The organism is Psychrobacillus sp. NPDC093180 (genome assembly GCF_044754065.1).
Lineage (GTDB): Bacteria > Bacillota > Bacilli > Bacillales_A > Planococcaceae > Psychrobacillus.
In genome coordinates this window covers 238,031-262,536 of sequence record NZ_JBIVOJ010000001.1, presented here as the reverse complement: position 1 = coordinate 262,536, position 24,506 = coordinate 238,031, and the positions used below count along the sequence as shown (strand labels likewise).

At 37.4% G+C, this 24,506-nt stretch carries 22 protein-coding genes; 2 read left to right on the top strand and 20 right to left on the bottom strand.

Features of this window, described 5'->3' with window-relative positions:
• Positions 1-61: 61 nt before the first annotated feature.
• The 16 genes from ACIP9W_RS01340 to ACIP9W_RS01265 form a co-directional block, all read right to left on the bottom strand.
• A complete protein-coding gene (locus ACIP9W_RS01340) occupies positions 62-640 on the bottom strand; it encodes a 5' nucleotidase, NT5C type (RefSeq protein WP_400785304.1) in 579 nt (192 codons plus the stop codon).
• Positions 637-1,743: a bifunctional diaminohydroxyphosphoribosylaminopyrimidine deaminase/5-amino-6-(5-phosphoribosylamino)uracil reductase RibD gene (ribD, locus tag ACIP9W_RS01335; RefSeq protein WP_400785302.1), complete on the bottom strand. Its 1,107-nt coding sequence runs from the start codon at positions 1,741-1,743 to the stop codon at positions 637-639. Before ribD ends, ACIP9W_RS01340 begins: the two co-directional genes overlap by 4 nt.
• Complete coding sequence (locus ACIP9W_RS01330; protein WP_400785300.1) at positions 1,736-2,494, bottom strand: GTP cyclohydrolase II; 759 nt, start codon at positions 2,492-2,494, stop codon at positions 1,736-1,738. The genes ribD and ACIP9W_RS01330 overlap by 8 nt, the downstream gene beginning before the upstream one ends.
• A 545-nt stretch (positions 2,495-3,039) precedes the next feature.
• The gene (gene hemL / locus ACIP9W_RS01325; RefSeq protein ID WP_400785298.1) at positions 3,040-4,332 is read right to left on the bottom strand and encodes a glutamate-1-semialdehyde 2,1-aminomutase; all 1,293 of its coding nucleotides are present in this window, start codon (positions 4,330-4,332) and stop codon (positions 3,040-3,042) included.
• Complete coding sequence (hemB, locus tag ACIP9W_RS01320) at positions 4,332-5,315, bottom strand: porphobilinogen synthase (RefSeq protein WP_282243760.1); 984 nt, start codon at positions 5,313-5,315, stop codon at positions 4,332-4,334. Before hemB ends, hemL begins: the two co-directional genes overlap by 1 nt.
• Positions 5,312-6,076 carry a uroporphyrinogen-III synthase gene (locus ACIP9W_RS01315; RefSeq protein WP_400785296.1) on the bottom strand — a complete coding sequence of 255 codons (765 nt, stop codon included), beginning with the start codon at positions 6,074-6,076 and terminating at the stop codon, positions 5,312-5,314. Before ACIP9W_RS01315 ends, hemB begins: the two co-directional genes overlap by 4 nt.
• A complete protein-coding gene (hemC, locus tag ACIP9W_RS01310; protein ID WP_400785294.1) occupies positions 6,069-6,998 on the bottom strand; it encodes a hydroxymethylbilane synthase in 930 nt (309 codons plus the stop codon). The genes ACIP9W_RS01315 and hemC overlap by 8 nt, the downstream gene beginning before the upstream one ends.
• Before the next feature lie 95 nt (positions 6,999-7,093).
• Positions 7,094-7,924 (bottom strand): cytochrome C assembly family protein, encoded by an 831-nt coding sequence (locus ACIP9W_RS01305; RefSeq protein ID WP_282243766.1) that lies wholly within the window; start codon positions 7,922-7,924, stop codon positions 7,094-7,096.
• Positions 7,925-7,993: 69 nt separating this feature from the next.
• Entirely contained in the window at positions 7,994-8,125 is a 132-nt protein-coding gene (locus tag ACIP9W_RS01300) for a hypothetical protein (protein WP_400785291.1), read from the bottom strand.
• A 29-nt stretch (positions 8,126-8,154) separates the two neighbouring features.
• Positions 8,155-9,519 carry a glutamyl-tRNA reductase gene (hemA, locus tag ACIP9W_RS01295; protein WP_400785290.1) on the bottom strand — a complete coding sequence of 455 codons (1,365 nt, stop codon included), beginning with the start codon at positions 9,517-9,519 and terminating at the stop codon, positions 8,155-8,157.
• A 423-nt stretch (positions 9,520-9,942) separates the two neighbouring features.
• Positions 9,943-10,524, bottom strand: a complete 582-nt coding sequence (yihA, locus tag ACIP9W_RS01290) for a ribosome biogenesis GTP-binding protein YihA/YsxC (protein WP_093266368.1) — start codon at positions 10,522-10,524, stop codon at positions 9,943-9,945.
• Positions 10,521-12,845, bottom strand: coding sequence for an endopeptidase La (lon, locus tag ACIP9W_RS01285; protein ID WP_400785287.1), 2,325 nt, complete (start codon positions 12,843-12,845; stop codon positions 10,521-10,523). Before lon ends, yihA begins: the two co-directional genes overlap by 4 nt.
• A gap of 177 nt (positions 12,846-13,022) precedes the next feature.
• Positions 13,023-14,291, bottom strand: a complete 1,269-nt coding sequence (clpX, locus tag ACIP9W_RS01280; protein WP_282243773.1) for an ATP-dependent protease ATP-binding subunit ClpX — start codon at positions 14,289-14,291, stop codon at positions 13,023-13,025.
• A 380-nt stretch (positions 14,292-14,671) separates the two neighbouring features.
• Positions 14,672-15,952, bottom strand: a complete 1,281-nt coding sequence (gene tig / locus ACIP9W_RS01275) for a trigger factor (RefSeq protein WP_400785938.1) — start codon at positions 15,950-15,952, stop codon at positions 14,672-14,674.
• 136 nt (positions 15,953-16,088) lie between these two features.
• Complete coding sequence (locus ACIP9W_RS01270; protein WP_400785285.1) at positions 16,089-17,093, bottom strand: hypothetical protein; 1,005 nt, start codon at positions 17,091-17,093, stop codon at positions 16,089-16,091.
• Between the two features lie 73 nt (positions 17,094-17,166).
• Positions 17,167-18,246 (bottom strand): CDP-glycerol glycerophosphotransferase family protein, encoded by a 1,080-nt coding sequence (locus tag ACIP9W_RS01265; protein WP_400785936.1) that lies wholly within the window; start codon positions 18,244-18,246, stop codon positions 17,167-17,169.
• 254 nt (positions 18,247-18,500) lie between these two features.
• On the opposite strand from ACIP9W_RS01265, the gene ACIP9W_RS01260 reads away from it, so the two are divergent.
• Complete coding sequence (locus tag ACIP9W_RS01260) at positions 18,501-19,724, top strand: glycosyltransferase (protein ID WP_400785283.1); 1,224 nt, start codon at positions 18,501-18,503, stop codon at positions 19,722-19,724.
• The gene (locus ACIP9W_RS01255) at positions 19,693-20,433 is read left to right on the top strand and encodes an HAD-IIB family hydrolase (protein WP_400785281.1); all 741 of its coding nucleotides are present in this window, start codon (positions 19,693-19,695) and stop codon (positions 20,431-20,433) included. Before ACIP9W_RS01260 ends, ACIP9W_RS01255 begins: the two co-directional genes overlap by 32 nt.
• Positions 20,434-20,456: 23 nt before the next feature.
• Here ACIP9W_RS01255 and ACIP9W_RS01250 read toward each other — a convergent pair whose 3' ends face one another.
• The 4 genes from ACIP9W_RS01250 to ACIP9W_RS01235 form a co-directional block, all read right to left on the bottom strand.
• On the bottom strand, positions 20,457-21,014 hold the full coding sequence (locus ACIP9W_RS01250) for an integrase (protein WP_400785279.1): 558 nt from the start codon (positions 21,012-21,014) through the stop codon (positions 20,457-20,459).
• A gap of 235 nt (positions 21,015-21,249) precedes the next feature.
• Positions 21,250-21,699: a KGG domain-containing protein gene (locus ACIP9W_RS01245; protein WP_400785277.1), complete on the bottom strand. Its 450-nt coding sequence runs from the start codon at positions 21,697-21,699 to the stop codon at positions 21,250-21,252.
• A gap of 203 nt (positions 21,700-21,902) precedes the next feature.
• The gene (locus tag ACIP9W_RS01240) at positions 21,903-23,030 is read right to left on the bottom strand and encodes a zinc-dependent alcohol dehydrogenase family protein (protein ID WP_400785275.1); all 1,128 of its coding nucleotides are present in this window, start codon (positions 23,028-23,030) and stop codon (positions 21,903-21,905) included.
• Positions 23,031-23,043: 13 nt separating this feature from the next.
• The gene (locus ACIP9W_RS01235) at positions 23,044-24,480 is read right to left on the bottom strand and encodes an aldehyde dehydrogenase family protein (RefSeq protein ID WP_400785273.1); all 1,437 of its coding nucleotides are present in this window, start codon (positions 24,478-24,480) and stop codon (positions 23,044-23,046) included.
• Between the last annotated feature and the right edge of the window lie 26 nt (positions 24,481-24,506).

Sequence of the window (24,506 nt, the reverse complement as noted above, 5' to 3'; positions counted from 1 at the left end):
TCCTTCATATAGGACAACTTATGAAAAAGAAGGTACGAATAGAACAGCGATACTTTAGCTATTATCTTAAATTTTCAGTTTCCCCTATTAGCTGTTTCCATTCGGACCAATCCGAAAATCTTGGAATGGTTAGATGCTCGTTATAGGATTGAGTTTTCACAAATACTTTCGTTTCACAGTTAGCCAGTGTATTTAATACATCCGGTTTGTCATCGAAATAATAATCTAACTGCAGCTTTTGAATAATATTTACTTTTTCTTGATCTTTCATTCCACAATAGAAATTTTCATCTTTAACCGGAAATCCTTGTTCTCCTAGCCATTTTTTTGTTTGCTCCCGATGTTCAGGCGGGCGAGCAGTAATATAGAAAATTTCATGTCCTTCTTTCGTTAATTGCTGTAATAATTCCACTGCACCCAAATAAGGTGGACAATTAGTATAATATATTTCTTCTAAAGAACTGTTCCACATTCTGAAGCCTTCCTCTGCAGTCATACCAAAAGGCTCATGTATTTCTACTTTTTTTAACGCATGAAAAATTTCAAGAGCAATGTTTTGATTGAGTTTTTTATTATAAACGTGGAAAGCGTGCTCCCGAAGGTTAATCAATGTATCGTCAATATCAAATCCAAATCTCATTCTGTTATCCCTCTTTTATAAACTGGATATCCGACAAACTTAAAATCTTTTCCGATTTTAACAACGTCCGTATCCACTAGTTCTACTGCATCGCCCATACTTTCGATACCGGTGCCTCCCATAAACGAAGGAGCATTAGTACCACCAATTAATTTTGGAGCAATATAAATAATTGCCTTATCGATTAATTTGTTTTCTAAAAATGCAGCATTGATCGTGCCTCCACCTTCTATAAGTAAAGAAGAAATCGATTTTTCCCCTAAGATGGTGACGACTTCAAGTGGATCTACATGCTTTGGATTAGAAGTATGGAATATAGAAATACCTAGTTTTTCTAGGGTCTCTTTCTTTTTTTCATCATAGTTTGCACTTGTGAAAATCCAAGTATCTGCAAGCTTATCTGTAACTAATTTTGATTCTAGGGGTATTTTCAATGAAGAATCTAGTACAATTCGAAGTGGATTTCGTCCATTCGGGATACGAGTCGTTAACTCAGGATTGTCTGCAATAACCGTGTTAACCCCTACTAATATTGCCATATGCTCATTGCGTAAATGATGCACGTCGTGTCTAGCCTCTTCTGAAGTAATCCATTTACTATGGCCTGTATGAGAAGCTATTTTACCATCTAGAGTAATCCCCGATTTTAAAGTAACGAATGGTTTATTTTCTACGATGAATTTATTAAACACCTCATTCATCTTGCGTGAAGCCTCTTCTTCCACACCAACAATAACGTCAATACCCGCATCTTCCAAGATTTTGACTCCTCGTCCAGATACGATAGGATTCGGATCTAATGTTGCAATGACTACCGTTTGTATACCTGCTTTTACGATGGCCTCTGCGCATGGGCCAGTTCGCCCGTGATGAGAGCATGGCTCGAGCGTTACATAGATAGTAGCCCCTTTTGTTTTGTCTCCAGCCATTTGAATTGCATGAATTTCTGCATGAGGTTCACCCGCCTTCATATGTGCCCCTACACCAACGATACGATTATCATTTACAATCACCGCTCCAACGAGTGGATTTGGATCTGTTTGTCCTTTCATCGCTTGCGCATTTTGAAGTGCAAGATTCATATAAAACGTATGATTAGTCATGTAGGAATGTACCTGCTTCCTCCAAATGTCCAGAGCGGTTGATTTTCGTTTGTAAGTATGACTCATTATATTCCGAAACATCGCCCCACAAAGGAGTACGACCAGAAACGGAAAGTCCTGCGTCTTGTAATGCTTTTAACTTTTTCGGATTATTGGTGATCAATGTTACTGGTTTAGAACGCAATGCTTTTAGCACTTCAATTGCATCGCTATAATTTCTTGAATCATCGACAAAACCTAGTTTTTCGTTTGCTTCTACTGTATCGGAACCATTTTCTTGAAGGATATAAGCCATTGCCTTACTAAACAAGCCAATTCCTCTACCTTCGTGATTTGCTAAATAAAATAATGCACCTGATCCATTGTCCACAATCATTTGCATGGATTGTTTCAATTGGAAGCCACAATCACATCGTTTGCTTCCAAAAATATCGCCAGTATGGCAAATGGAATGCATACGGATTAACGCCTCTTCATCCTGCTGGAAATCCCCATAAACGAGAACACTCGATTGTTGATATTCAGCCAAATTAGCAGAAGATAAGTTGTCTATAATTTGTCCGATATCCTCTGTTTCTTCCTTGCTATTTAACCAGCAATACCATTGGAAAATCACTGTTTCTCCATGTAAGTTAACAGGCAAGCGAATCGGTCCAACTAAGTAGATCGATCCTTCTGTAGCCTTAAGTACTTGTATTTTATCTTTTAAAACATTAATGGCATCGTTTGTAACGGTTTGAATATTAACCATGATTAATTCCTCTTTTCTTCGTAACTAAATTGCATTTTCATTTATAGTATTCTTCATTAATTACTTTTCGTAAGCAATTATATTTTAGTAATCAGATTATGTCAAATAAGTTGGACTAACAAACTTAACGGGCTACCTTTGTTTCGGATGATGGGGACACTACAAGGTAGGGATTTATTAGATATCCGCCGTGGGGTGAGCGATGAAACATCGCCGCCTATATCGAAAATTAATAGTAATATCTTATTTAATTATGAGCGACTGGTTAAGAACAAAACCATAACCAGTTTTCGACTGTGCAAAACCAATAAATGGCTAAGGGCAACCAACCAATTATTAAAAGCGACCAATTCTAATGGGAAAGCAACTAAATCAGCATAAGAGCAACCAAATTACTGATGAAAGCAACCATTTCATAAAATAACAAGCTTACTCAGAAGAAAACGCCGATAACCACATCGCTGTATCCCTATATAATAACAGACCATCTGCTTTCTATCCCCAATAAGATAAAAAGGACCTTGCATTTACAAGGCCCTTCGTTATTATCTAGCTAATTTTTCAAATACTGTATGGAATGCTTGTACTGTTTTTTCGATATGCGCTTCTGTATGGGCACTTGATAAGAACAAGCCTTCAAATTGAGAAGGTGGTAGAAAAATACCTTCCTCTGCCATTAGACGGAAATACTTAGCGAATAGCTCTAAATCAGATGTTTTTGCTGTCTCAAAATTAATTACGTTTTCATTTGTAAAGAAGAACCCAATCATTGAACCAGCTCGATTTACTGTATGTGGAATATTATATTTGGTTGCTGCTTCTCGGAAGCCTTTTTCTAATTGGTCACCCAGTTTAATGAAATAGTCATATGTTTCTTCATTTAAACGAGAAAGTGTTTCGTACCCCGCTGTCATCGCAAGGGGATTCCCAGAAAGTGTACCAGCTTGATATACAGGACCGCTTGGTGCAATCATTTCCATGATTTCGCGCTTTCCACCAAAAGCACCAACAGGTAGACCGCCGCCGATTACTTTTCCAAGACAAGTTAAATCTGGTGTGATTCCAAAATAACCTTGCGCACAATTATAACCAACTCGGAATCCTGTCATTACTTCATCAAAGATTAACAAAGTTCCATTTTGCTCCGTTAACTGGCGAAGCTCATCTAAAAAGCCTTCAACTGGTGGAACAACGCCCATATTTCCTGCTACAGGCTCTAAAATAACTGCTGCTAAATCATCACCAAAGTTCTCGAATACGTGACGAACGCTCTCTAAGTCATTATAAGGTACCGCAATTGTATTTTTCGCAATTGATTCAGGAACACCAGGACTATCTGGTAAACCAAGCGTAGCGACACCAGAACCAGCTTTAATAAGCAGGCTATCCCCATGACCATGATAACTACCTTCAAACTTCAATATTTTATTTCTACCTGTATATCCACGAGCTAAACGAAGTGCACTCATTGTCGCTTCAGTACCAGAAGAAACCATGCGAACCATCTCGATAGAAGGTACTCGGTCCATTACAAGTTTAGCAAGCTTGTTTTCGATTATTGTCGAAGCACCAAAGCTTGTACCAGTTTCCGCTACTTTTTGGATAGCTTTCACTACATTCGGCTCTGTATGACCTAAAATAAGTGGACCCCATGACAATACATAATCGATGTATTCATTGCCATCGATGTCTGTTAAAATGGCACCTTTACCACTTTCCATGAAAATTGGATCCATATCAACGGATTTAAATGCACGAACTGGGCTGTTTACGCCGCCTGGCATTAGTTCTTTTGCTTCTGTAAACGCTTGTTTAGATAGATCATATGATTTTGTCATTATTTCTCCTCCAACCAACGTGCAACGTCTTTTGCATGATATGTTAAGATAATATCTGCTCCGGCACGTTTCATTCCTGTTAACGTTTCTAGTACTGTTTCTTTTTCGTTAATCCAGCCGTTAATCGCAGCTGCTTTGACCATCGCGTATTCCCCGCTTACATTATAAGCAACGATCGGTAAGTCAAAGTTATTTTTCACATCACGGATAATATCTAAATAGGAAAGGGCTGGCTTCACGATTAACATATCCGCACCCTCTTCGATATCAGATGATGCTTCACGGATTGCTTCCATGCGATTAGAGTAATCCATTTGATACGTTTTGCGATCTCCGAATTTTGGCGCTCCATCTGCAGCTTCACGGAAAGGACCATAATACGCTGAAGCATATTTCACCGCATAAGACATAATTGGTACATCTGCAAATCCTGCAGCATCTAAACCGTGACGAATAGCAGTAACAAAGCCGTCCATCATATTCGAAGGGGCAATAATGTCTGCACCTGCTTCTGCTTGGCTTATTGCTGTTTTAGCTAATAAATCAAGAGAAGGGTCATTCAAAATACGCTCATTTGCATCAACTACACCACAATGTCCATGGTCTGTAAATTCACATAGACAAGTATCTGCGATGACTACCAAGTGAGGATGACGTTCTTTTATAAAACGGATTGCTTTTTGGACAATTCCATGATCGTGATATGCTTGTGTTCCAACTGCATCTTTTTCTGCAGGAAGTCCAAATAGAATAACAGAAGGGATACCTAGTGATACTACTTCATCTATTTCCTCTGCTAGACGATCTAAAGAAAATTGGAAAACACCAGGCATAGAAGCTACTGCGTTTTTAATATTTTCTCCATCTATTACGAAAATCGGGTAGATTAAATCTTCTTTATGTAAATATGTTTCTTTGACCATTGCTCTTATACCAGCTGTTTTTCTTAAACGACGGTGACGTTGAAATACTAATTCTGTCATTGTGCTCTTCCTTTCCACTCTGCTAATTTATTTACTACATCTAATAACGTGTATGTCTTCGGCATGACTTGTACGGTCGCCCCTAATGATTCTAAATAGTTTTTCGTAATATGACCAATAGTACATATGGTGAATCGATCATAACCTGTATGAACGCCTATACTTCGATGAAATACACTTGCAGTAGACGGACTTGTGAAGATAATTGAACAACCCTCTCCACTTTCCAGTAGTGCTCGAACTTGTTCCGAGTTTTCATCTACTTCCACCGTTTCGTATATTGTCCATGTATCAATTACATTTGTTAACCCATCAACTATGGTGTTTTTAGCCAGATTACCTTTAAAGAACAGACAATTTTCATGTGCTGCAGAAACTGCTGGAAACTCTTGTACAAAAACATCTGCACTAAAAACAGTAGGTGTAAAACTTACTTGAAAACCCAGGCTTTCTATAGCACATGCCGTTTTTGAACCAACAACTGCAATTTTAGATTTAAATGAAGATGCATCTAATTCATATTCTTTTATTTTTGAAAAAAATGCATGCACACTACTTTGACTCGTAAAAATGAACCAATCATATTCGTAACAGGCAAGTAATTTCTGTTTGTCATCTACCGCAATGATTTCCTGTGTCGTGATTAAAGGAGCAATTACTGGATTGCCTCCTAATCGCAACGTTAAATCGACTGCGTCTGAGGATCTTAGTATTCCAGTAAAAATGACATGCTCGCCTTTTAAGGGTTGCCCATTAGTCATTTAAATCTGCCTTTACTTGTTGGATTAAATCATATGCTCCTTGCTCTGTAACTAGGCGCGCTACTTCTTTTCCTACTGTTTCGGCATCCGTTCCCGTTACTACTTCTTTATACACGACAGATGCATCCGGCGCCGCAACTAATCCGGTCATCGTTATTTTATCGCCATCAATAATCGCATGTCCTGCTATAGGCACTTGGCATCCTCCATCCATTGCAGCCAAAAATGCACGCTCCGCATGTACAGCATCCCAAGTTTCTTTATCCGAGAGCTTCGCAAGCTCTGCAAGCAATTCTGCATCATCTTCGCGACATTCGATTGCTAAAGAACCTTGTCCTACTGCAGGAACACAATCCTCGTGTGACAAATATTCCGTCACTACTTCGTCACTCCAGCCGAGGCGCTTCAGTCCCGCTGCTGCTAAAATGATCGCATCATACTCGCCGTCTTGCAGCTTTTGAAGTCTTGTATCCACATTTCCGCGAATCCATTTAATCTCGATATCTGGTCGCATTAATAGTAGTTGAGCACTTCTTCTTAAGCTGCTCGTCCCAACAACTGCTCCTGCAGGTAAATCTGCAAATTTCACATGATTTGTTGAGATAAATGCATCTCTTTCATCTACTCGTTTTGGTGTGCAGCCCATTACCAATCCTGGTGGCAATACGGATGGCATATCTTTCATGCTATGTACAGCAAAGTCGATTTCTTTGTCATATAATGCTTGTTCAATTTCTTTTACAAAAAGTCCTTTTCCACCAACTTTAGATAGCGTCACATCTAGAATTTGGTCTCCTTTTGTTACAATCTCTTTTACTTCAAACTCAAAAGGAGCACCCATATCTTTCATTTGCTGTATAAACCAGTTTGTTTGTGTTAAAGCTAACTTACTTCTTCTTGAACCTACAATAATTTTACGCATCTTTTCGCTACCTTTCTATCAATTACGCCTTGGCATAATTACGTCTAAATTTTAATGTGTTTATTGAGCTTGCGACAAGCTTTGGTTGCCCTTCGTTAATACCATAAATGGAATTGGGAGAATTGACTACCCAATAAAAAATTGATCAAAACAAATAAAAATGCATATATATGAACCCAAGCATAGTTTGTTCCAATAAATTTTGCTCGTTTTTTTATTATTAAAACGACAATATATACAACCAATAAGAAGAAAGAACTGATAATTTTAAAATCAGCGATCGAAAATACTTCTAGGGATACATATGCCCATTCTAACCCAAGAACCAAACTTACAAACAACAAAGGAATCCCTATTAAAATAGATAACGTCATTCCTGTTTCTGCTTGTTTTAAAGATGGCAATCTAGAAAACTGATTTGTCCATTTTTTCTTTTTTAGCACACGATATAAAATTAAGTATAATGTCGAAAAAACAAATGATAAAGAAAAAGCGACATATGCCAATAGAGCAAATGTAATATGAATAAATAATAGCTCTGATCGCAATGTGTCACCAACTGCAGACTGTTCAATCTGATTTGGCGCAAAGGTATGAATCGTCATAAAGATAAACCCAATCACATTCAAAAAGAACGCGGGTAAATCTAATCGGAATATAAGCTGCAACACTAAGGATAATAGGATGATTAACCACGCATAAAAATATATTCCTTCAAACAAAGATAGTATTGGAAACCGCTTCGTTTCGACTATGTACAACACTAAAAACACCGTTTGCAATATCCAAACAATAAAGAGCAGCCGCACCGCAATTCGGTGTGCATGACGATCTTTATTCAAATAATCGATAAAATAAAAAACAAGACTAACGGATTGGAGGACGACCATTATCTCGTGCAGCCTTGTCATCGTCAAATCTGCCATATCAAATCTCCCTCTACATAAGAAATGCCCTAGCGCCTAATGTAATCCTATGCGCAAGTCCACCAGCCATCACAAGCGATTTTCTTTTTGACGAGCTTGTGAAGGACAAGGTGCTAGAGCTAGATCGATACTAAGCAAAAAAGCTTTTGCCTTTGTATCTACATATAAAAAAAGGCGTTTAAAATATCTATTAGTTTCCATATAGATATAAAACGCCTCCTTTTACTTGGTTAAAATGATAAATTTTCTTTTAAATTTTGAGATTGGATAATTGTTTGCTTTAAGTTGATTTTCGCTTTTTCAGCTTGGTCAATGATTTCCTTTTGCACCTCTTCTTCAATTCCAAAAATTTGTTGGAATAATTGAAGTTGTTCCACCGAATCTTTAGCTGTGGATAATTCTTTCACTTGTAAAATCGGTTCTTTTAAAAGCTGATTAATAATAGATTTTGTATGCTTATTTAGAATTTTACGCTCACGTTCGGTTAAATCAGGCATTTTGTTTTCAATAGAAACCATTGTTTCGGTTTGTATTTTGTTTGCTTTTTGACGAAGTGCCGAAATAATTGGAACAACTCCAAGTGTAGCTATCCAATCGTTAAATTGTTCTACCTCGGTTCCGATCATTTTCTTAATTTGCCCTGCTGCTCGTTCGCGCTCTGCTAAATTCGCTTCCACAATACCTTGTAAATCATCGATATCATATAAAAAGACATTTGGTAAATCACCAATACGTGGATCTAAATCACGTGGTACCGCGATATCTACCATAAATAGCGGTTTGCCCTTACGTAAACGTTCTACAAATTGCATTAGTTCAAAGTCAATGACGAAATCTGTTGCACCTGTTGAGCTGATTAAAATATCCGCTTCTAACAAAGCACATTGTAGCTCGTCCATCGGTTTTGCATTTCCTTCGAATTTCTCTGCAAGTTCTTTCGCTTTTTCAAAAGTACGGTTAATAACTGTTACTTTTTCTGCACCGCTTCCGTGCAAGTTTTGAATAGCAAGCTCTCCCATTTTTCCAGCACCTAAAATAACTACATGTTTATGTTTTAACGTACCGAAAATTTTCTTTCCAAGCTCCACTGCAGCATAAGAAACGGAAACTGCATTTTCACCAATTGCTGTTTCAGAATGTGCACGTTTTGCAAATGTGACCGCTTGTTTAAATAATTGATTGAAAACAGTCCCTGTTGTACCATTTTCTTGACCATTTAGAAAGCTTTTTCTCACTTGACCTAATATTTGGGTTTCTCCAAGCACCATTGAATCTATACCTGCCGTAACTCGGAACAAATGATTATTAGCATCATTATCCTCATGGATAAATAAATAGTTAGATAAGTCTTCTAATGGAATATCAAACCAATTTGCTAAAAATTGCTTAACATAGTATTTGCCTGTATGTAATTGATCTACAGTCGCATATATTTCTGTACGGTTACAAGTAGATACAATGACATTTTCGAGTATGCTTTTTTGTCCTTGTAATGCTAGCATCGCATTCGGCAGCTCTGTTTCGACAAATGATAGCTTTTCTCGAATTTCAACTGGAGCAGTACGGTAATTGACACCTACCACGATTGTATGCATGGAATCATGTCTCCCTTTCACGTTCATTTCATTAGTCCTATTATATCATAGCTTTTCCTCAGGTTTTTAGCCATTTGTGAACAAGCTATGAAATCTTATTTAGAATGATTATAAAATAATATTAACAAACAACTTGACCCATTACAAGGCAATAGCTTGAATGCGAAATATGCAGAAAATTAGCAAATTGAACACAACATAAAAAAGATTGCGTAGAGATATATTACCCTACATAATCTTTTTTAATCACTTATTTAATCGGGTTGTGGTTATATAATATCCTATTTAATGAATAACCAAAAGCTCGCAGTATGAACTTTGTAAAAATAAACAAGGAACGCATGATAGAAACGATAAGGTGCCCGAAATTGCATCTTCGGGCACTTACTCTTTATATAAAAAGGTTGATCAACAGACGTGATATTACATTCTGCTTTCAATCTCCGCCCAAGCCGTGTCATAGCCTAGACCTGTTTCAGATGAAAATACGACTAGCGGATCGCCTTTTTCCATCTGCAGCTCTTCTTTGACAATTTTTTTATGCTTGTCCCATTTGCCTTTAGGAATTTTATCGGCTTTTGTAGCAACTACGATACATGGAATATTATAATGCTTTAAAAAGTCATACATCATGCAATCATCCGCTGTTGGAGGATGACGTAAATCTACAAGTAGCACGACTGCTTTTAATACATCACGGGATGTGAAATATGTCTCAATCATTTTCCCCCATGCCGCACGTTCTGTCTTAGATACTTTCGCGTAACCATACCCAGGTACATCCACAAAAAGTAAATCTTCCTCTAATTTATAAAAATTTAATGTTTGCGTCTTTCCTGGCTTCGATGAAATCCGCGCCATACTTTTTCGACCAATCATTTTGTTGATAAAAGATGATTTCCCAACATTCGAACGTCCTGCTAACGCGAATTCTGGTAAGCCCCCTTCTGGATATTGCGCTGGTCTTACAGCACTTATAAGTAGCTCGACGTTATTAATTTTCATTTTTTTGTCTCCTCCAATGCTAATTGAAGCACCTCTTGAGCATCGGAAACAAAATGAAATGTTAATACTTCACGAACACTTTCTGGAATATCTTCAATATCACGCTCATTGTCTTTAGGGCAAATAATTGTTGTTAACCCTGCGCGATGTGCACTTAATGTTTTTTCTTTTAATCCACCAATTGGTAATACTCTACCTCTAAGTGTTACTTCCCCTGTCATGCCAATTTCACGTTTGATCGGTCGTTTGGACAGAGCGGATACAAGTGCGGTAACAATTGTAATTCCCGCTGACGGTCCATCTTTTGGAACGGCTCCTTCAGGTACGTGAATATGAATATCATTGTTTTCGTAGAAAGATGCATCAATACCAAATTCATCTGCTTTCGAGCGAACATAGGATAACGCTGTTTGCGCGGATTCTTTCATGACATCCCCGAGTTTACCAGTTAGTTGAAGTTTCCCGCTACCTGCCGATAAAGATACTTCAATTTGCAAGGTATCTCCACCAACCGTTGTATATGCAAGTCCAGTAGCTACACCTATTTGGTTTTCTGTTTCTGCTAGTCCGTATCTGAATTTTCGTTTACCGATTGTATCTTCTAAATTCTTCGGTGTAATAGTTATCCGTTTTTTGTCACCAGAAACGATTTGGAGTGCCGCTTTTCGGCAAACATTTGCTAGTACACGGTTTAAACCCCTTACCCCTGCTTCTCGTGTAAAATGGCGGATGATATCTATAATTGCATCATCCTTCAATTGAAGCTGAGACTTTGTTAAACCATGTTCTTTTATTTGCTTTGGCAATAAATGATTTTTGGCAATTGAAAGCTTTTCCAATTCCGTATAACCTGCAAGTGAAATAATCTCCATTCGATCTCGTAATGGTCCTGGAATCGTGCTTAAGTCATTCGCAGTAGCAATAAACAATACATTAGATAAATCATATGTTTCTTCAATATAATGGTCACTGAATGTATTATTTTGCTCTGGATCCAATACTTCTAACATAGCAGCAGAAGGGTCTCCTCTAAAGTCGTTCGACATTTTATCGATTTCGTCTAATAAAAATAGTGGATTTATAGTGCCTGCTTTTTTCATTCCTTGAATGATGCGTCCAGGCATGGAACCTACATAAGTTCGACGATGCCCACGAATTTCTGATTCGTCGCGAACCCCACCCAACGAAATACGAACAAAATTACGGCCTAATGATTCAGCAATAGACTTTGCAAGTGAAGTTTTCCCTACACCAGGAGGTCCTGCTAAACAAAGGATTGGTCCCCGCAATGATTTCGTTAATTGACGAACGGCCAAATATTCTAAAATTCTTTCCTTCACCGACTCTAATCCTTCATGGTCTCGATTTAATATTTGTTCGGAACGTTTAATATCTAATTGATCCTCTGTTGCTTTTGACCAAGGAATAGAAACAATCCAATCGATATAATTTCGAATAACTCCACTTTCAGGCGCTTGAGATGGTAATTTTTCATAACGATTTAACTCTTTTAATACATTTTTTTTAGTCGATTCAGGTAATCCGGCTTCATCAATCCGCTTTTTCAACTCTGCTACTTCACCAGTTTTACCTTCTTTTTCTCCAAGCTCGGTTTGGATGGCTTTCATTTGCTCACGAAGATAAAATTCTTTTTGTGTTCGTTCCATCGCATGTTTGACACGTGTATTAATCTTTTGTTCGAGGTTGAGTATTTCTTGCTCATTGTATAATCGGGCGATCAGTACCTCTAATCGCTCTTTTACATCCATTATTTCTAAAAGTTCTTGTTTGCCAGAAATTTTTAAAGGTAAATGGGACGCAACCATATCAGCCAATCGTCCTGGTTCTTCAATATCTATCACTGAATTATATGTTTCTTCTGATACGCTCTTGGATACCTTTGAATAATTTTCAAAATTATGTAGTAACGTACGCATAAGTGCTTCGTCTTCCTGATCTGCTTTTTCTGGTTCAATGTATGCAGACACAGTTACTTCATCAAACGTATCTGTTTTTTTATAATCATCCCAAATCGCACGCTGCAATCCTTCTACTAAAACACGCATCGTTCCATTTGGTAGCTTCACCATTTGTTTTACAATTGCAATAACCCCAACATCATATAAATCTTCCATTGTCGGTTGTTCAATCGTCATATCTCTTTGTGCAGATAAAAACAACTTTTCTTCACGTAACATCGCTTCATTTAAAGCCGCGATTGAACGTTCACGCCCTACATCGACATGAAGAATCATTGTTGGAAATACTAATAGCCCTCTAAGAGGTAATACTGGATAGTATGTCGTATTTTTGTTTGCCATTTCGGGAAGTCACCTCCAACTTATTCTGTCCGAATCGTATGATAAAAATACGGTTCAATCTCTCTATTCCGCTCTTCCCTAATTTCACCAAAAGGAAACGTAAGAAGAAAAAGCTGACATCCTTGCTTGCGCTAAGCACGCGCAGGTTGGAAGCCAGCTTATATTATCAACATCAAGTTATGCAGATGTTTTTTCGTTATCTTTTTCTACTTCAGTGCCGTCTTCTAACAATAGTCTTGGACGAGCTTTTTCTGTAATAGCTTCTTTCGTGATGACACACTCTACAATATCTTCACGAGACGGTAACTCGTACATCACGTCTAACATGATATTTTCAATAATAGAACGAAGACCACGAGCTCCAGTTTTACGCTCAATCGCTTCTTTCGCAATTTCAATTAATGCATCATCTTCAAATGTTAGTTTTACATTATCTAACTCGATCATTTTTTGATATTGCTTAACAAGCGCATTTTTAGGCTCCGTTAAAATTTGTACAAGCGCTTGATTGTCTAACTGTTCTAAGCTTGCAAGTACAGGTAAACGACCGATAAACTCTGGAATTAACCCAAATTTCAATAAATCTTCTGGGATTAACTGACTAAGGACAGAACCCGCCTCTATTTCCACTTTGTTTGGATCTGCGCCGAAACCAATTACTTTTTCACCTAGACGGCGTTTAATAATTTGTTCGATTCCGTCAAACGCACCGCCAACGATAAATAAAATATTCGTTGTATCAATTTGTATAAACTCTTGATGTGGATGCTTACGACCGCCTTGCGGTGGAACACTAGCAACAGTACCTTCTAATATCTTTAGAAGTGCTTGTTGAACACCTTCACCTGAAACATCTCTAGTAATAGAAGGATTTTCAGATTTACGCGCTACTTTATCTATTTCATCGATATAAATAATCCCTTTTTCTGCTTTTTCAATATCATAATCCGCAGATTGGATAAGTTTTAAAAGGATGTTTTCAACATCTTCCCCAACATAGCCCGCTTCTGTTAAAGAAGTCGCATCTGCAATAGCAAATGGTACATTTAAAATACGTGCTAATGTTTGAGCTAGTAATGTTTTACCACTACCTGTAGGTCCTATTAATACGATATTCGATTTAGATAATTCCACTTCATCGATTACGCTATTTGAATTGATGCGTTTGTAATGGTTATACACTGCTACTGCTAGTGATTTTTTTGCTCTTTCCTGCCCAATTACATACTCATCTAAAATAGTTAAAATTTCTTTTGGCTTTGGAACTTCTTTGAACTCTACTTCTTCTTCGATTCCAAGCTCTTCTTCTACAATTTCAGAACATAAGTCGATACATTCGTCACAAATATAGACTCCTGGTCCTGCAACTAGCTTGCGAACTTGTTCTTGTGGTTTTCCACAAAAAGAACATTTTAAGTTCCCTTTTTCGTCATTGAATTTGAACAAAATATTCACCCCTATTCAAGCAATTATCTTACAAGATTCTCATTAAGTAATCAAATAATACGTTTATGTTTTATAACCGTGTAACCTATGTATGGTATAAAACAAGGCACAGACATTGCTGTACCTTGTTTTATATTATAACGCTTCCAGGTATGAATAAGAAAGTATAAACCCTTTTATTCATTATCTGATTAGTTCCAAAGACTAGCCCCTCAGGGTCAAATACCCTTCACCCAAAGAATTAAAAGCTCTTTCTTTAAGTGAAGAATATCCACCTGTCGTAAGTCAGCAGCGTGTAGGTCATGCAGTCAAAGCGTCATATTGTCGCTAACTTAAGCTATATGCTTACTACACAGGAACTTGCACATTTCTAATGTAAATTATGAAATTTTAGCGTTGTCTACTAAGAACTCAACTGTTTTTTGGAAACGAATGTCGTTTTCAAGCACTGCTGTACCACCAAGAGCTTTTTTAATATCTTCAGCAGACATATTGAATTGTGCAGCCATTTTTTCAAGTTCAGCATTTACATCTTCTTCTGTAGATTTCAATCCTTCTTGTTCAGCGATTGCTTCAAGTGTTAAAGAAACTTTTACGCGGCTGTTTGCATCTTCTTGCATTTGAGCACGTAGTGCTGCTTCGTCTTGACCAGAGAATTGGTAGTAAAGATCTAAGTTCATCCCTTGTTGCTCTAAACGTTGACCAAATTCTTGAAGCATACGATCTGTCTCAGAAGCGATCATTGCTTCTGGAATGTCGATTGTTGCAGCAGCTGCAGCTGCTTCTACTAAGTTGTCGCGAAGTGTTTGTGCTGCTAATTGTTTTTTCTCTTCAGCAGTAACTTCTTTTAGTTTTGCACGTAAAGCATCGATACCTTCTACTTCAGCATCGATTTCTTTTGCAAGTTCGTCGTTTAGTTCAGGAAGTTCTTTTCCTTTAACTTCTTTCACAGTTACTTTGAAAACTGCTTGTTTACCTGCTAGTTCAGCAGCATGATATTCTTCCGGGAAAGTTACTTCAACGTCTTTTGACTCTCCAGTTTTTACACCTACTAATTGTTCTTCAAATCCTGGAATGAAAGAGTTAGAACCGATTTCTAGTGGGTAGTCTGTTCCTGCTCCACCTTCAAATGCAACGTCATCAACGAAACCTTCAAAGTCGATTACAGCAGTATCGCCTTCTACGATTGCATCTTCTTTTACAACTAACTCAGCTAAACGAGTTTGTTGGCTTTTTAGTTGCTCTTCGATTTCTTCGTCTGTAACAGTTTCGTCTAATTTAGTTACTTCTAAACCTTTGTAATCACCTAAAGTTACTTCTGGTTTTACAACAACTTTTGCAGTAAATACTAAAGGTTGTCCTTTTTCCATCGTTACGATATCGATTTCAGGTTGATCTACTGGGTCAATACCAGCATCTTCAACAGCATGCCCATAAGCATGTGGAAGAATAACGTCTAGTGCATCTTGGAATAAAGATTCCACACCATACATTTTTTCGAACATTTGACGTGGCATTTTCCCTTTACGGAAACCAGGTACATTTATTTGTTTTACAACTTTTTTAAACGCTTGGTCTAAACCTTTTGAAACTTCTTCTGCAGCTACTTCTACAGTTAATAAACCATTATTGCCTTCTTGTTTTTCCCATTTTACTGACAAATCCATTGACATATATTCTACCTCCAAAAATTAATTTACAATAATTTAGCAGCCTGTATTTTTACATACAGGGCGATTATACACTAATTATATTGACAACTTGTATATTATAGCATAGTTGAATAGACTTTCAACATTATTCATCCACTATTACATCTGTTGATTCTTCCAATAATTTTATGAACTCATTCAACTCATTTGGCTGAACACTTTCGTCTCCGAATAAAGTTTCAACAAAATTTACATATTCTTGTGCAACATCTTCATCGCTATATGCTTCCCAGTCTAATGGAAATAATGCATATGCATGGCTATGTACTAACCCTGTCGTTAACTGCAATTTAGTAGGGTCTTTCTCTAAAATATTATTAATATGTTGAGTAACCGATTCTACTCGTTCCATCGCATTTGGAGTAGGCGGGGAAACCGGATTGACAATTTGTTTTAAACCAAACTTTTCAATTAGTATATTAGTTGTCACACCATTAGACCCTAGTAATAAAAGCGCAAGAGTTTGAATAGTAGGAGATACTTTTTTACTTTGGATAATTTCAATAATATTAGTGATCACTTCTTTTATATCTTGGTGGAAAGCTTCTTGTATCAACGCTTCTTGCTTCGAAAAGTGTAATTTTTCAAACTCCTCAATCGCAAATTTCTCTTTGTCAGCACTTAGGTTTGGCTCAGTGCCACTCCCAAGAAAGCTATCTTGCTCTTTAGCAAGTCGCCCACTTAATTCTTTTAACTGTAAAAAGTTTTTCTTTCTTTCATTCGTAAATCTTGTATCCACAAGTAATTTATTTAACACGCTGTCCACTTCATGATAAGCTTTTAGGTCGAGTAAGATTGTTAAGTAGAGTTCCACTATTTGTTCGAACAAAGGTGACTTTTTATTTAGTAGATTCTCACAAATAAGTTTTGCTTCTGGTTGACGATTAGTTTCTAATAGAGAAAGTATGTATACAATTAAAATCGTGTCGTCTAGTTCAATATGTTCCTTTGCATGATCAAAGCATTTAGCCGCTTCTATATGATTATTTGCTTCTGCAAAAGCTAATCCGTCGTGTATTAGCTTTTCAACCATTCCCGGAAAGAAAATAATATTTTCTTTCGTTTTAGGAACATGTTGTTTCTTTTTCATTTTACTCGCCTACCTTTGTCTTAATATATACTTATTATACTATATCAGTTTATGGCTTTTTACTATATTCCGCTTACTTTTTTCTGAAAATTTCCACAGCAAGTCTTTTACAGTTATTTCTGTCGAAGTAGTCTATGTAATTGGAAGCTATAGTGTAAAAGGGATTTTCGGTATGATTACGCTCAGTTATATGAGACATGAATTCTATCACTTCATCTATTGTATTGGCTTTATAGCCATACAAGTCTTTATCCAAATCTAGATAAGAACCTCTCATTTTTAAAAATTCCTCTTGATCAAAGGTAAAAAAGATGATGGGCTTATTCATATATAAAAAATCCCATGAAATACTAGAATAATCAGTAAGTAACATATCTGCTTCTATAATCTCATCTCCAATAGATATTTCATCAAAGCTATAAAACTCCACTTCTCCTCCGCTAATATCAAAATTCCTAAAAAGGTGTTCAAATTTCTTCATAAATGGGTGCAACATTACTTTAAGATGAAGCTTCCCAAAAGAGATAAGTGCTTCCATTCGTTTATCTTGAAAGATTTTCAATGTGGATTGAAAATAATCACTCGCTAAAAATTCCTCCTCTGATAAATCGAATAACGTTTCTCTCCAGGTGAACATTACCAGAATATGCTTTACCTTTTTTGAAGGCCTGTTAGGACCAAACCGATCGAATCTCGCCATCCCAGTCACTATAAGCTTCTCTTCTGGTATTCCCCATTCATGCAGCTTTATGTTTTTTTCGTATTGGGATGCACAGTTGAAGTAGTTGCACCGAGCTAGTAAAGGTACATCTTCTTTTTGAATAAGAATCTTTTTAAAACATTCAATTCCATGACTAATATGGATCATGATCGTTTTCTTGTTCAAGAATATGTACTTGTCGATGGAAGGTGCAATGTCATAAGCAATCGAATGACCGTGAATCGAATAATTTGCCTTAAAAAATAGCAAATAATTTCGGAAGCTACCTAAAGCCACAACATTTGGTATACGTTGCTCTTTTACATAGGTTGTTTTCGGATCATACATCCAATAGATATCCATCTCTTCACGATGATGTTCTAATAAATACTGATGAAAGACAGATGCGTTATCTTCATACTTCTCCCCTAAGTTCCCCCCGACTAAAACAATTTTTTTTTCTGCTTACTAGAAGACAATTTAGATAAAAAAAACGCTCCCAATACTTTTATAAACACTATTAAAGGATCAAACGTCCCCTTAGTCTTCAATTCCATTGGTTTACTCCTTTCTTTATAACACTATTTTTCCTTATCCTACAAAATAAAACATAAATACGTTTAAGTTTTCAGAATTCGGGAATAGTAATCTAATAACTTAATAACCTAATTTAGAAGTTTCAAAACATAGGAAAGGGGAAACAGTATATGAATAAAAATATTTTATTTATCTCCGATCATGGAGATCCATTGGCGCCCTTAGGCAGCGAACAAGCTGGTGGGCAGAATAATTATGTGAAACAACTCGCTTTAGCTCTCCAAAATGAAGGAAACACTGTAGATGTGGTTACACATTGGAGTAATCCACTAGACCCTCCTATAGAAAACTTTGGCCATTCTTGTCGAGTTATCCGAATAGGAGCAGGAAACAGAAGCTTCGTCCCCAAAAATGAGTTATATAATTTATTACCAGCTTTTTATGAAGAGATGACGACACTCCTACCAATTTCAACATATGATCTAATTCACACACACTATTGGCTCTCTGGATTGTTAGGCTCTTTTTTAAAGGCTGAATATCATATACCTTGGATTCATACAAATCATTCATTAGGAATTGCAAAAGAATCCGCAACGGGAATTGCGGAACCTTTAAGACTCTATACAGAAAAAATGATATTAAGTTCTGCTGATTATATTGTTGCCACAACTAAAAGCGAAAAAAGTTTGATAAATAAATTTGTCGAAAATCCTTCTCCAGTAAAAATTATTCCAATTGGGGTTGATCGAGCTTTCCGCCCATTTCATTTGAAAAAAGAGGAAGCCCTGCATCCTTATTTTGCATTTGCGGGAAGATTGCAAACTACAAAAGGAATCTACACTTTAATAGATGCTTTCCGTCTGCTGGTGGAAAAATACGATATTCATCCGACTACTAAGCTTGTTATAGCAGGCGGTGAATCAAATTGTGTCGACTTTCGCAACAAATTACCTAAGGATAATAAGTTAAAAGCTGCAATTCGAGGTCTAGAGGATAGAATTGACTTTTTAGGAGCAAAATCTCAAAAACAACTTGCCTCTATATTTAATAGCGCTACTGCTGTAGTAGTTCCTTCTTTTTATGAATCATTTGGTATGGTTGCTGCCGAGGCACAAGCTTGTGGATGCCCAGTTATCGCTTCAAAAGTAGGTGGCTTAACAGATATAGTAAAAAATCGAGTTACAGGATTGCATATTGAAAAAGGAAATGAAAATAATTTAGCACAGGCCATGAAAACAGTAATATCCAATAAAAATTATTCAAAAAAACTTGGAAAAAGTGCTGCTGTTTTTGCAAATCGAGAATTCAATTGGTCCATTCTAGCCAAACGGATGGATAGTTTATATGAGGTGGTAATTGGTGAAAGAAAAAGCTTTCGTGTTGGCAACTGACCTTGACGGGACACTGGTCGGTGATAACACCGCACTACACACATTACTAAGCTATTACGAGGAATCTAGTCTTGATATAGCTATTATTTATATTACAGGGAGGCATCTAGCCTCTTCCCTTTCCTTAATAACAGAGGAGAATTTACCACAACCAGACATTCTAATTACAGATGTCGGGACTGCTATCTATACATCTCAAAGTCTAACCGAAGAGGCGCTATGGACAGAAAAGATGCAAAGCGATTGGTATCCCCAAAAAATCATACGGATTGCTGAGAATTTCCCTCTTCTCAAAAGACAGGTTCTTCCAACCGATAATCGCATTTCCTTTACTGTCCATCAAAACGAAGAAGTGGTTAGAGAATTTAAACAAGCATTATGTGAAGAGAATCTTCCTCACAAGCTCATTTTCAGTTCCAATCGCGATGTGGATATACTTCCTCCGAATAGCGGTAAAGGAGAAGCATTATTATATGTCCTTCAAAATTATTTTCACAAGGAAGTTCAAGTGCTCGTTGCAGGAGATTCGGGAAATGATGTAGAGATGCTCTCTCTCGGCTACCCATCTGTCATCGTAGGAAATGCCCAGCGAGAACTAATCGATATGACCAGCCATCCTCTTCTTTACCGAGCCTCTAAACATTTCGCAGGAGGTATTCATGAGGCTTGGTTACATTTTTTTAATAAGAAAAACCAACCGGAAATGTAACAATCCGGTTGGCGATATATTTTTTATGCAATTTGTACACTTTGTAAAGCAGCAAGCTCCTCGTATAATTGCAAATCCTCTTCATATAAACTTTTATAAGTCGCAAGGCTATGAGCTTTGACAGCTTCAAATATCTCCTCATCGACCATTTGAAATTCCTTATTAAGGTTCTTGGCGTTTTCCCATGCTGTCTCTTCAAAAACGATATTCATCTCATGTTCCTCAATAAGCATGGCAAGTAAATCAATATTATTATAAAGCTCATATAAAGAATGACTTTTCTTTGTATCAAAAATCTCGAGCGTCCGAGCTAATGTATTTAATAATGCATCCCGGTCAATTGCATGACCTAATTCATGCATGGTAATTATTTTAATATATAATTCAAGAGAAATCGGTGTTTGCATTTCTTTGCTTACTTCTAATAAACGGTCCACGTCAAATCCAACATAATCACCAATAAAATTATAACTCATATTTATACCAGAGTTATCTTGTTTCAATTCAACTTCCATTCCGACAGCTTGCATAGTGGATCTGATTAAACGTTGAACATATTTCTCATTGTATTTATTTTTCATTTATTGATCTGCTTCTCCTCGCATCTGATATAAAAAACCTTTTGATAGTATATGATAAAAAGAATTATTTTTTTCAACAGAAATAAATATATAACAATATTATTTTTAATTCAACGAAGACGAACTGAGTTTTCAGAGTGAGAAGAGAAACAAGAAAAGACACGCTTTAATCAAAAATCGATTAAAGCGTGTCTTTTTTATACTTATTAAATTGTATTATATATTAACCTATTATTTAATCATTATCATCTTTGTTATTACGTTGTCTACTCCGAGCTTCTCCGCCTTTACGTCCGGCTTCTTCTCTACTCATTTTACCATCGTCATTATCATTATCGTCATTGTCGCGTTGATTGCTCCGCGCTTCGCCGCCCTTTGATCCAATTTCTTCATAAAAATCTCGGTCATGGTTTTCCGAAGTAGCTTCCCCGCCCTTGCGGCCAATTTCCTCGTAAAAGTCTCGATCATGGTTTTCTGAGGTAGCTTCTCCGCCTTTACGACCGATTTCCTCATAAAAGTCTCGGTCATGGTTTTCCGAAGTAGCTTCTCCACCTTTTCTTCCAATTTCTTCGTAAAATTCACGATCATGATTTCTGGAGGTAGCTTCTCCGCCTTTACGTCCCGCTTCTTCGACAGTCATTTTTTCATCATTGTTTCTGTTGCGATTGTTTTGCTTGTTAGCCATTATTCAATTCCTCCTTTAGATTTTTATCAAGCTTATAATCAAGCTCACTCTTTATATTCCCAGCTTCTATAAAGCTAAACATGTAGTTTTTATAATTTCACGGTCGTCAGTAAATCTTATTTCATTAGTAAAACCTCACAAAAAAATGCGTAGGGATGCGATAAAATCTCATCCCTACGCATGGAGAGTACGTATTCTTTAACTCAGTCCATTTTAATAATGATACGCGAGGCATCTCCTGTAGCAAGTAAGTCAAATCCCTCATTAATCTCCTCTAAAGAAATTATATTAGAAAGAAGTTGATCGACTGGTAGTCGCCCTTGCTCCATTAAGTTGATATAATTTGGAATATCTCTTTTGGGAACACAGCTTCCTACGTACGATCCCTTTAACGTCCGTTCCTCAGCAGTCAAAGTAACATAAGGAAATGCAAATTTATGTTCAGGATGGGGTAGTCCAGTTGTCGTCGTTACTCCTCCACGTTTAGTAACTCCGTATGCAACTTCCATAGCAGCAACAACTCCTGCCGTTTCAAATGCATAATCTACTCCTCCATCCGTGTAAGCACGCACTTGCTCCACTACATCTGGATCATTCGAGTTAAATGTAGCAGTAGCACCAAGCTCTTTTGCTTGTTCCAACTTCTTCTCATTAATGTCAATGGCAATGACCTCATTAGCCCCCGCTGCAATCGCGCCAAGTAATGCGCTCAATCCAATACCACCAAGTCCGATAACTGCCACTTTACTCCCTAAAGTAACTTCCGCCGTATTTACTACAGCACCTACTCCCGTTATTACGGCACAGCCAAATAAAGCCATTTTTTCAAAAGGCAAATCTCTATCAACTTTCACTAAGGAATTCTGTGCAACAACCGCATACTCCGAGAATGCGGAAACGCCAACATGGTGTCCAATTCTCTCTTCTCCATTATGAATACGCATACCGCCCCCGAGAAGTGTTCCAGCTCCATTCGATTGTGCACCAGGTTCACATAAAGCAGGTCTACCCTCTGCACAAGGAATACATTGGCCACAACTTGGTACAAATACGCAAATAACCTTGTCACCAGGCAGGAAGTTTGTTACACCTTCTCCCGTTTCAACTACGACTCCTGCTGCTTCATGACCAAGCGCCATAGGAAGGGGGCGTGGTCTGCTACCATTTATCACGGACAAATCGGAATGACATAAGCTTGCGGCTTTTATTTGTATTAATACTTCTCCAGCTCCAGGCGAATCTAAATCTACTTGCTCAATTTTAATGGGTTTACTAGATGCATAAGGTCGCTCTGCACCTGACTCACGTAAAATAGCAGATTTTACTTTCATAAAGCTCGCTCCTTTATGATAAAATTTTCATCCCGATAAATTTAAGGTCTGTCATCTCTTCGATCGCATAATGAATTCCTTCTTTGCCGATACCACTTTCTTTTACCCCACCGTACGGAATATGATCGTATCGTTTAACAGAAGCTTCATTAATCCATACTCCGCCGGTTTCTAAAGATTCTGCTACTCTCATTGCCAGATTAATATTATTCGTAAATACTCCTGCCTGCAGCCCGTAGCGTGAATCGTTGGCATAACTAATTACTTCTTCTTCCGTCTCAAATGGCACTATAGCGATAATTGGAGCAAAAACTTCCTGACAAACAACCTTCATCTCCAAATCCACGTTTTCTAAAATCGTTGGTTCTAAGAAAGTACCATTTCTTGTTCCACCAGTACGAATAACTGCTCCAGATTGAACGGCTTCTTGAATCCACGATTCTGCTTTTATTGCCGCCTCTACTGTAATCATTGGAGCTAACTGAGTCGACTCTTCTTTAGGATCTCCCATTCTCAAAGCAGATACCTTTTCTGTAAGCTTGTTTAAAAACTCGTCATAAACGGATTCATGAACAAAAATACGTTGTGCCGAAACACATGCTTGACCCGCGAATGTAAAGCCACCCATCAGTATGGAAGATACGGCATTATCTATATTCGCATCATCAAAGATAATATTTGGCGCATTGGACCCTAATTCAAGCGTCACTTTTTTTCCTTTCGCCATCTCATGAATATTCCACCCCACTGCTCCACTACCAGTAAAAGTTACTTTTTTGACAAGCGGATGGGTCACAAGCGGCTCTACTAATTTCTGCCCAGGTCCTTGAAGAATATTTAGTGCACCAGACGGTAACCCCGCCTCCAGAAATAATTTATATAAAGCAACAGTAGAAAATGGTGTTTTTTCCGCCGGCTTTATAACAATTGTATTTCCCGCGGCGATTGCAGGCGCAATTTTATGCAATGCCATGTTTAATGGGAAATTAAAAGGTGTTATTGCAGCGACAACTCCCAATGGAACACGCTTTGAAAAACCAAATTGTTGCTCTCCACCGATTGCATTATCAAGAACTATTTGCTCCCCGTGAAGATTTTTCGCTCCCTCTGCAGCAAAATGTAAAACTTGAATCGCCCTTGCTACCTCACCTCGAGCTTCTACGATTGGTTTACCTGCTTCCAATGTTAAAAGCTCTGCAAATGCTTCTTTTCTTAACTCTAACAAATCTGCAGTGTTGCGTAAGATTTGACTCCTTCTATGCGCCGGCATTTTCTTCATCGTGTGCTGAAATACTTCATGCGCATTTTCTACTGCTTGGACTACTTCGTCCCTAGTAGCACAAAAAATATGTCCTATTTTTTCTTGATTGTATGGATTTAGAACATCGATTACATCTCTTTCACCTGCTATTAACTCCTCTGAATCTATGAAAGAACCGTTTATTAACATATGTTCTCTACCTCCTAAAATAAGAT

Coding starts and splice junctions, on each gene's coding strand:
- ACIP9W_RS01340 (WP_400785304.1), bottom strand. CDS start 640: ATGAGATTTGGATTTGATATTGACGATACATTGATTAACCTTCGGGAG.
- ribD (WP_400785302.1), bottom strand. CDS start 1,743: ATGACTAATCATACGTTTTATATGAATCTTGCACTTCAAAATGCGCAA.
- ACIP9W_RS01330 (WP_400785300.1), bottom strand. CDS start 2,494: ATGGTTAATATTCAAACCGTTACAAACGATGCCATTAATGTTTTAAAA.
- hemL (WP_400785298.1), bottom strand. CDS start 4,332: ATGACAAAATCATATGATCTATCTAAACAAGCGTTTACAGAAGCAAAA.
- hemB (WP_282243760.1), bottom strand. CDS start 5,315: ATGACAGAATTAGTATTTCAACGTCACCGTCGTTTAAGAAAAACAGCT.
- ACIP9W_RS01315 (WP_400785296.1), bottom strand. CDS start 6,076: ATGACTAATGGGCAACCCTTAAAAGGCGAGCATGTCATTTTTACTGGA.
- hemC (WP_400785294.1), bottom strand. CDS start 6,998: ATGCGTAAAATTATTGTAGGTTCAAGAAGAAGTAAGTTAGCTTTAACA.
- ACIP9W_RS01305 (WP_282243766.1), bottom strand. CDS start 7,924: ATGGCAGATTTGACGATGACAAGGCTGCACGAGATAATGGTCGTCCTC.
- ACIP9W_RS01300 (WP_400785291.1), bottom strand. CDS start 8,125: ATGGAAACTAATAGATATTTTAAACGCCTTTTTTTATATGTAGATACA.
- hemA (WP_400785290.1), bottom strand. CDS start 9,519: ATGCATACAATCGTGGTAGGTGTCAATTACCGTACTGCTCCAGTTGAA.
- yihA (WP_093266368.1), bottom strand. CDS start 10,524: ATGAAAATTAATAACGTCGAGCTACTTATAAGTGCTGTAAGACCAGCG.
- lon (WP_400785287.1), bottom strand. CDS start 12,845: ATGGCAAACAAAAATACGACATACTATCCAGTATTACCTCTTAGAGGG.
- ACIP9W_RS01270 (WP_400785285.1), bottom strand. CDS start 17,093: ATGAAAAAGAAACAACATGTTCCTAAAACGAAAGAAAATATTATTTTC.
- ACIP9W_RS01260 (WP_400785283.1), top strand. CDS start 18,501: ATGAATAAAAATATTTTATTTATCTCCGATCATGGAGATCCATTGGCG.
- ACIP9W_RS01250 (WP_400785279.1), bottom strand. CDS start 21,014: ATGAAAAATAAATACAATGAGAAATATGTTCAACGTTTAATCAGATCC.
- ACIP9W_RS01245 (WP_400785277.1), bottom strand. CDS start 21,699: ATGGCTAACAAGCAAAACAATCGCAACAGAAACAATGATGAAAAAATG.
- ACIP9W_RS01240 (WP_400785275.1), bottom strand. CDS start 23,030: ATGAAAGTAAAATCTGCTATTTTACGTGAGTCAGGTGCAGAGCGACCT.
- ACIP9W_RS01235 (WP_400785273.1), bottom strand. CDS start 24,480: ATGTTAATAAACGGTTCTTTCATAGATTCAGAGGAGTTAATAGCAGGT.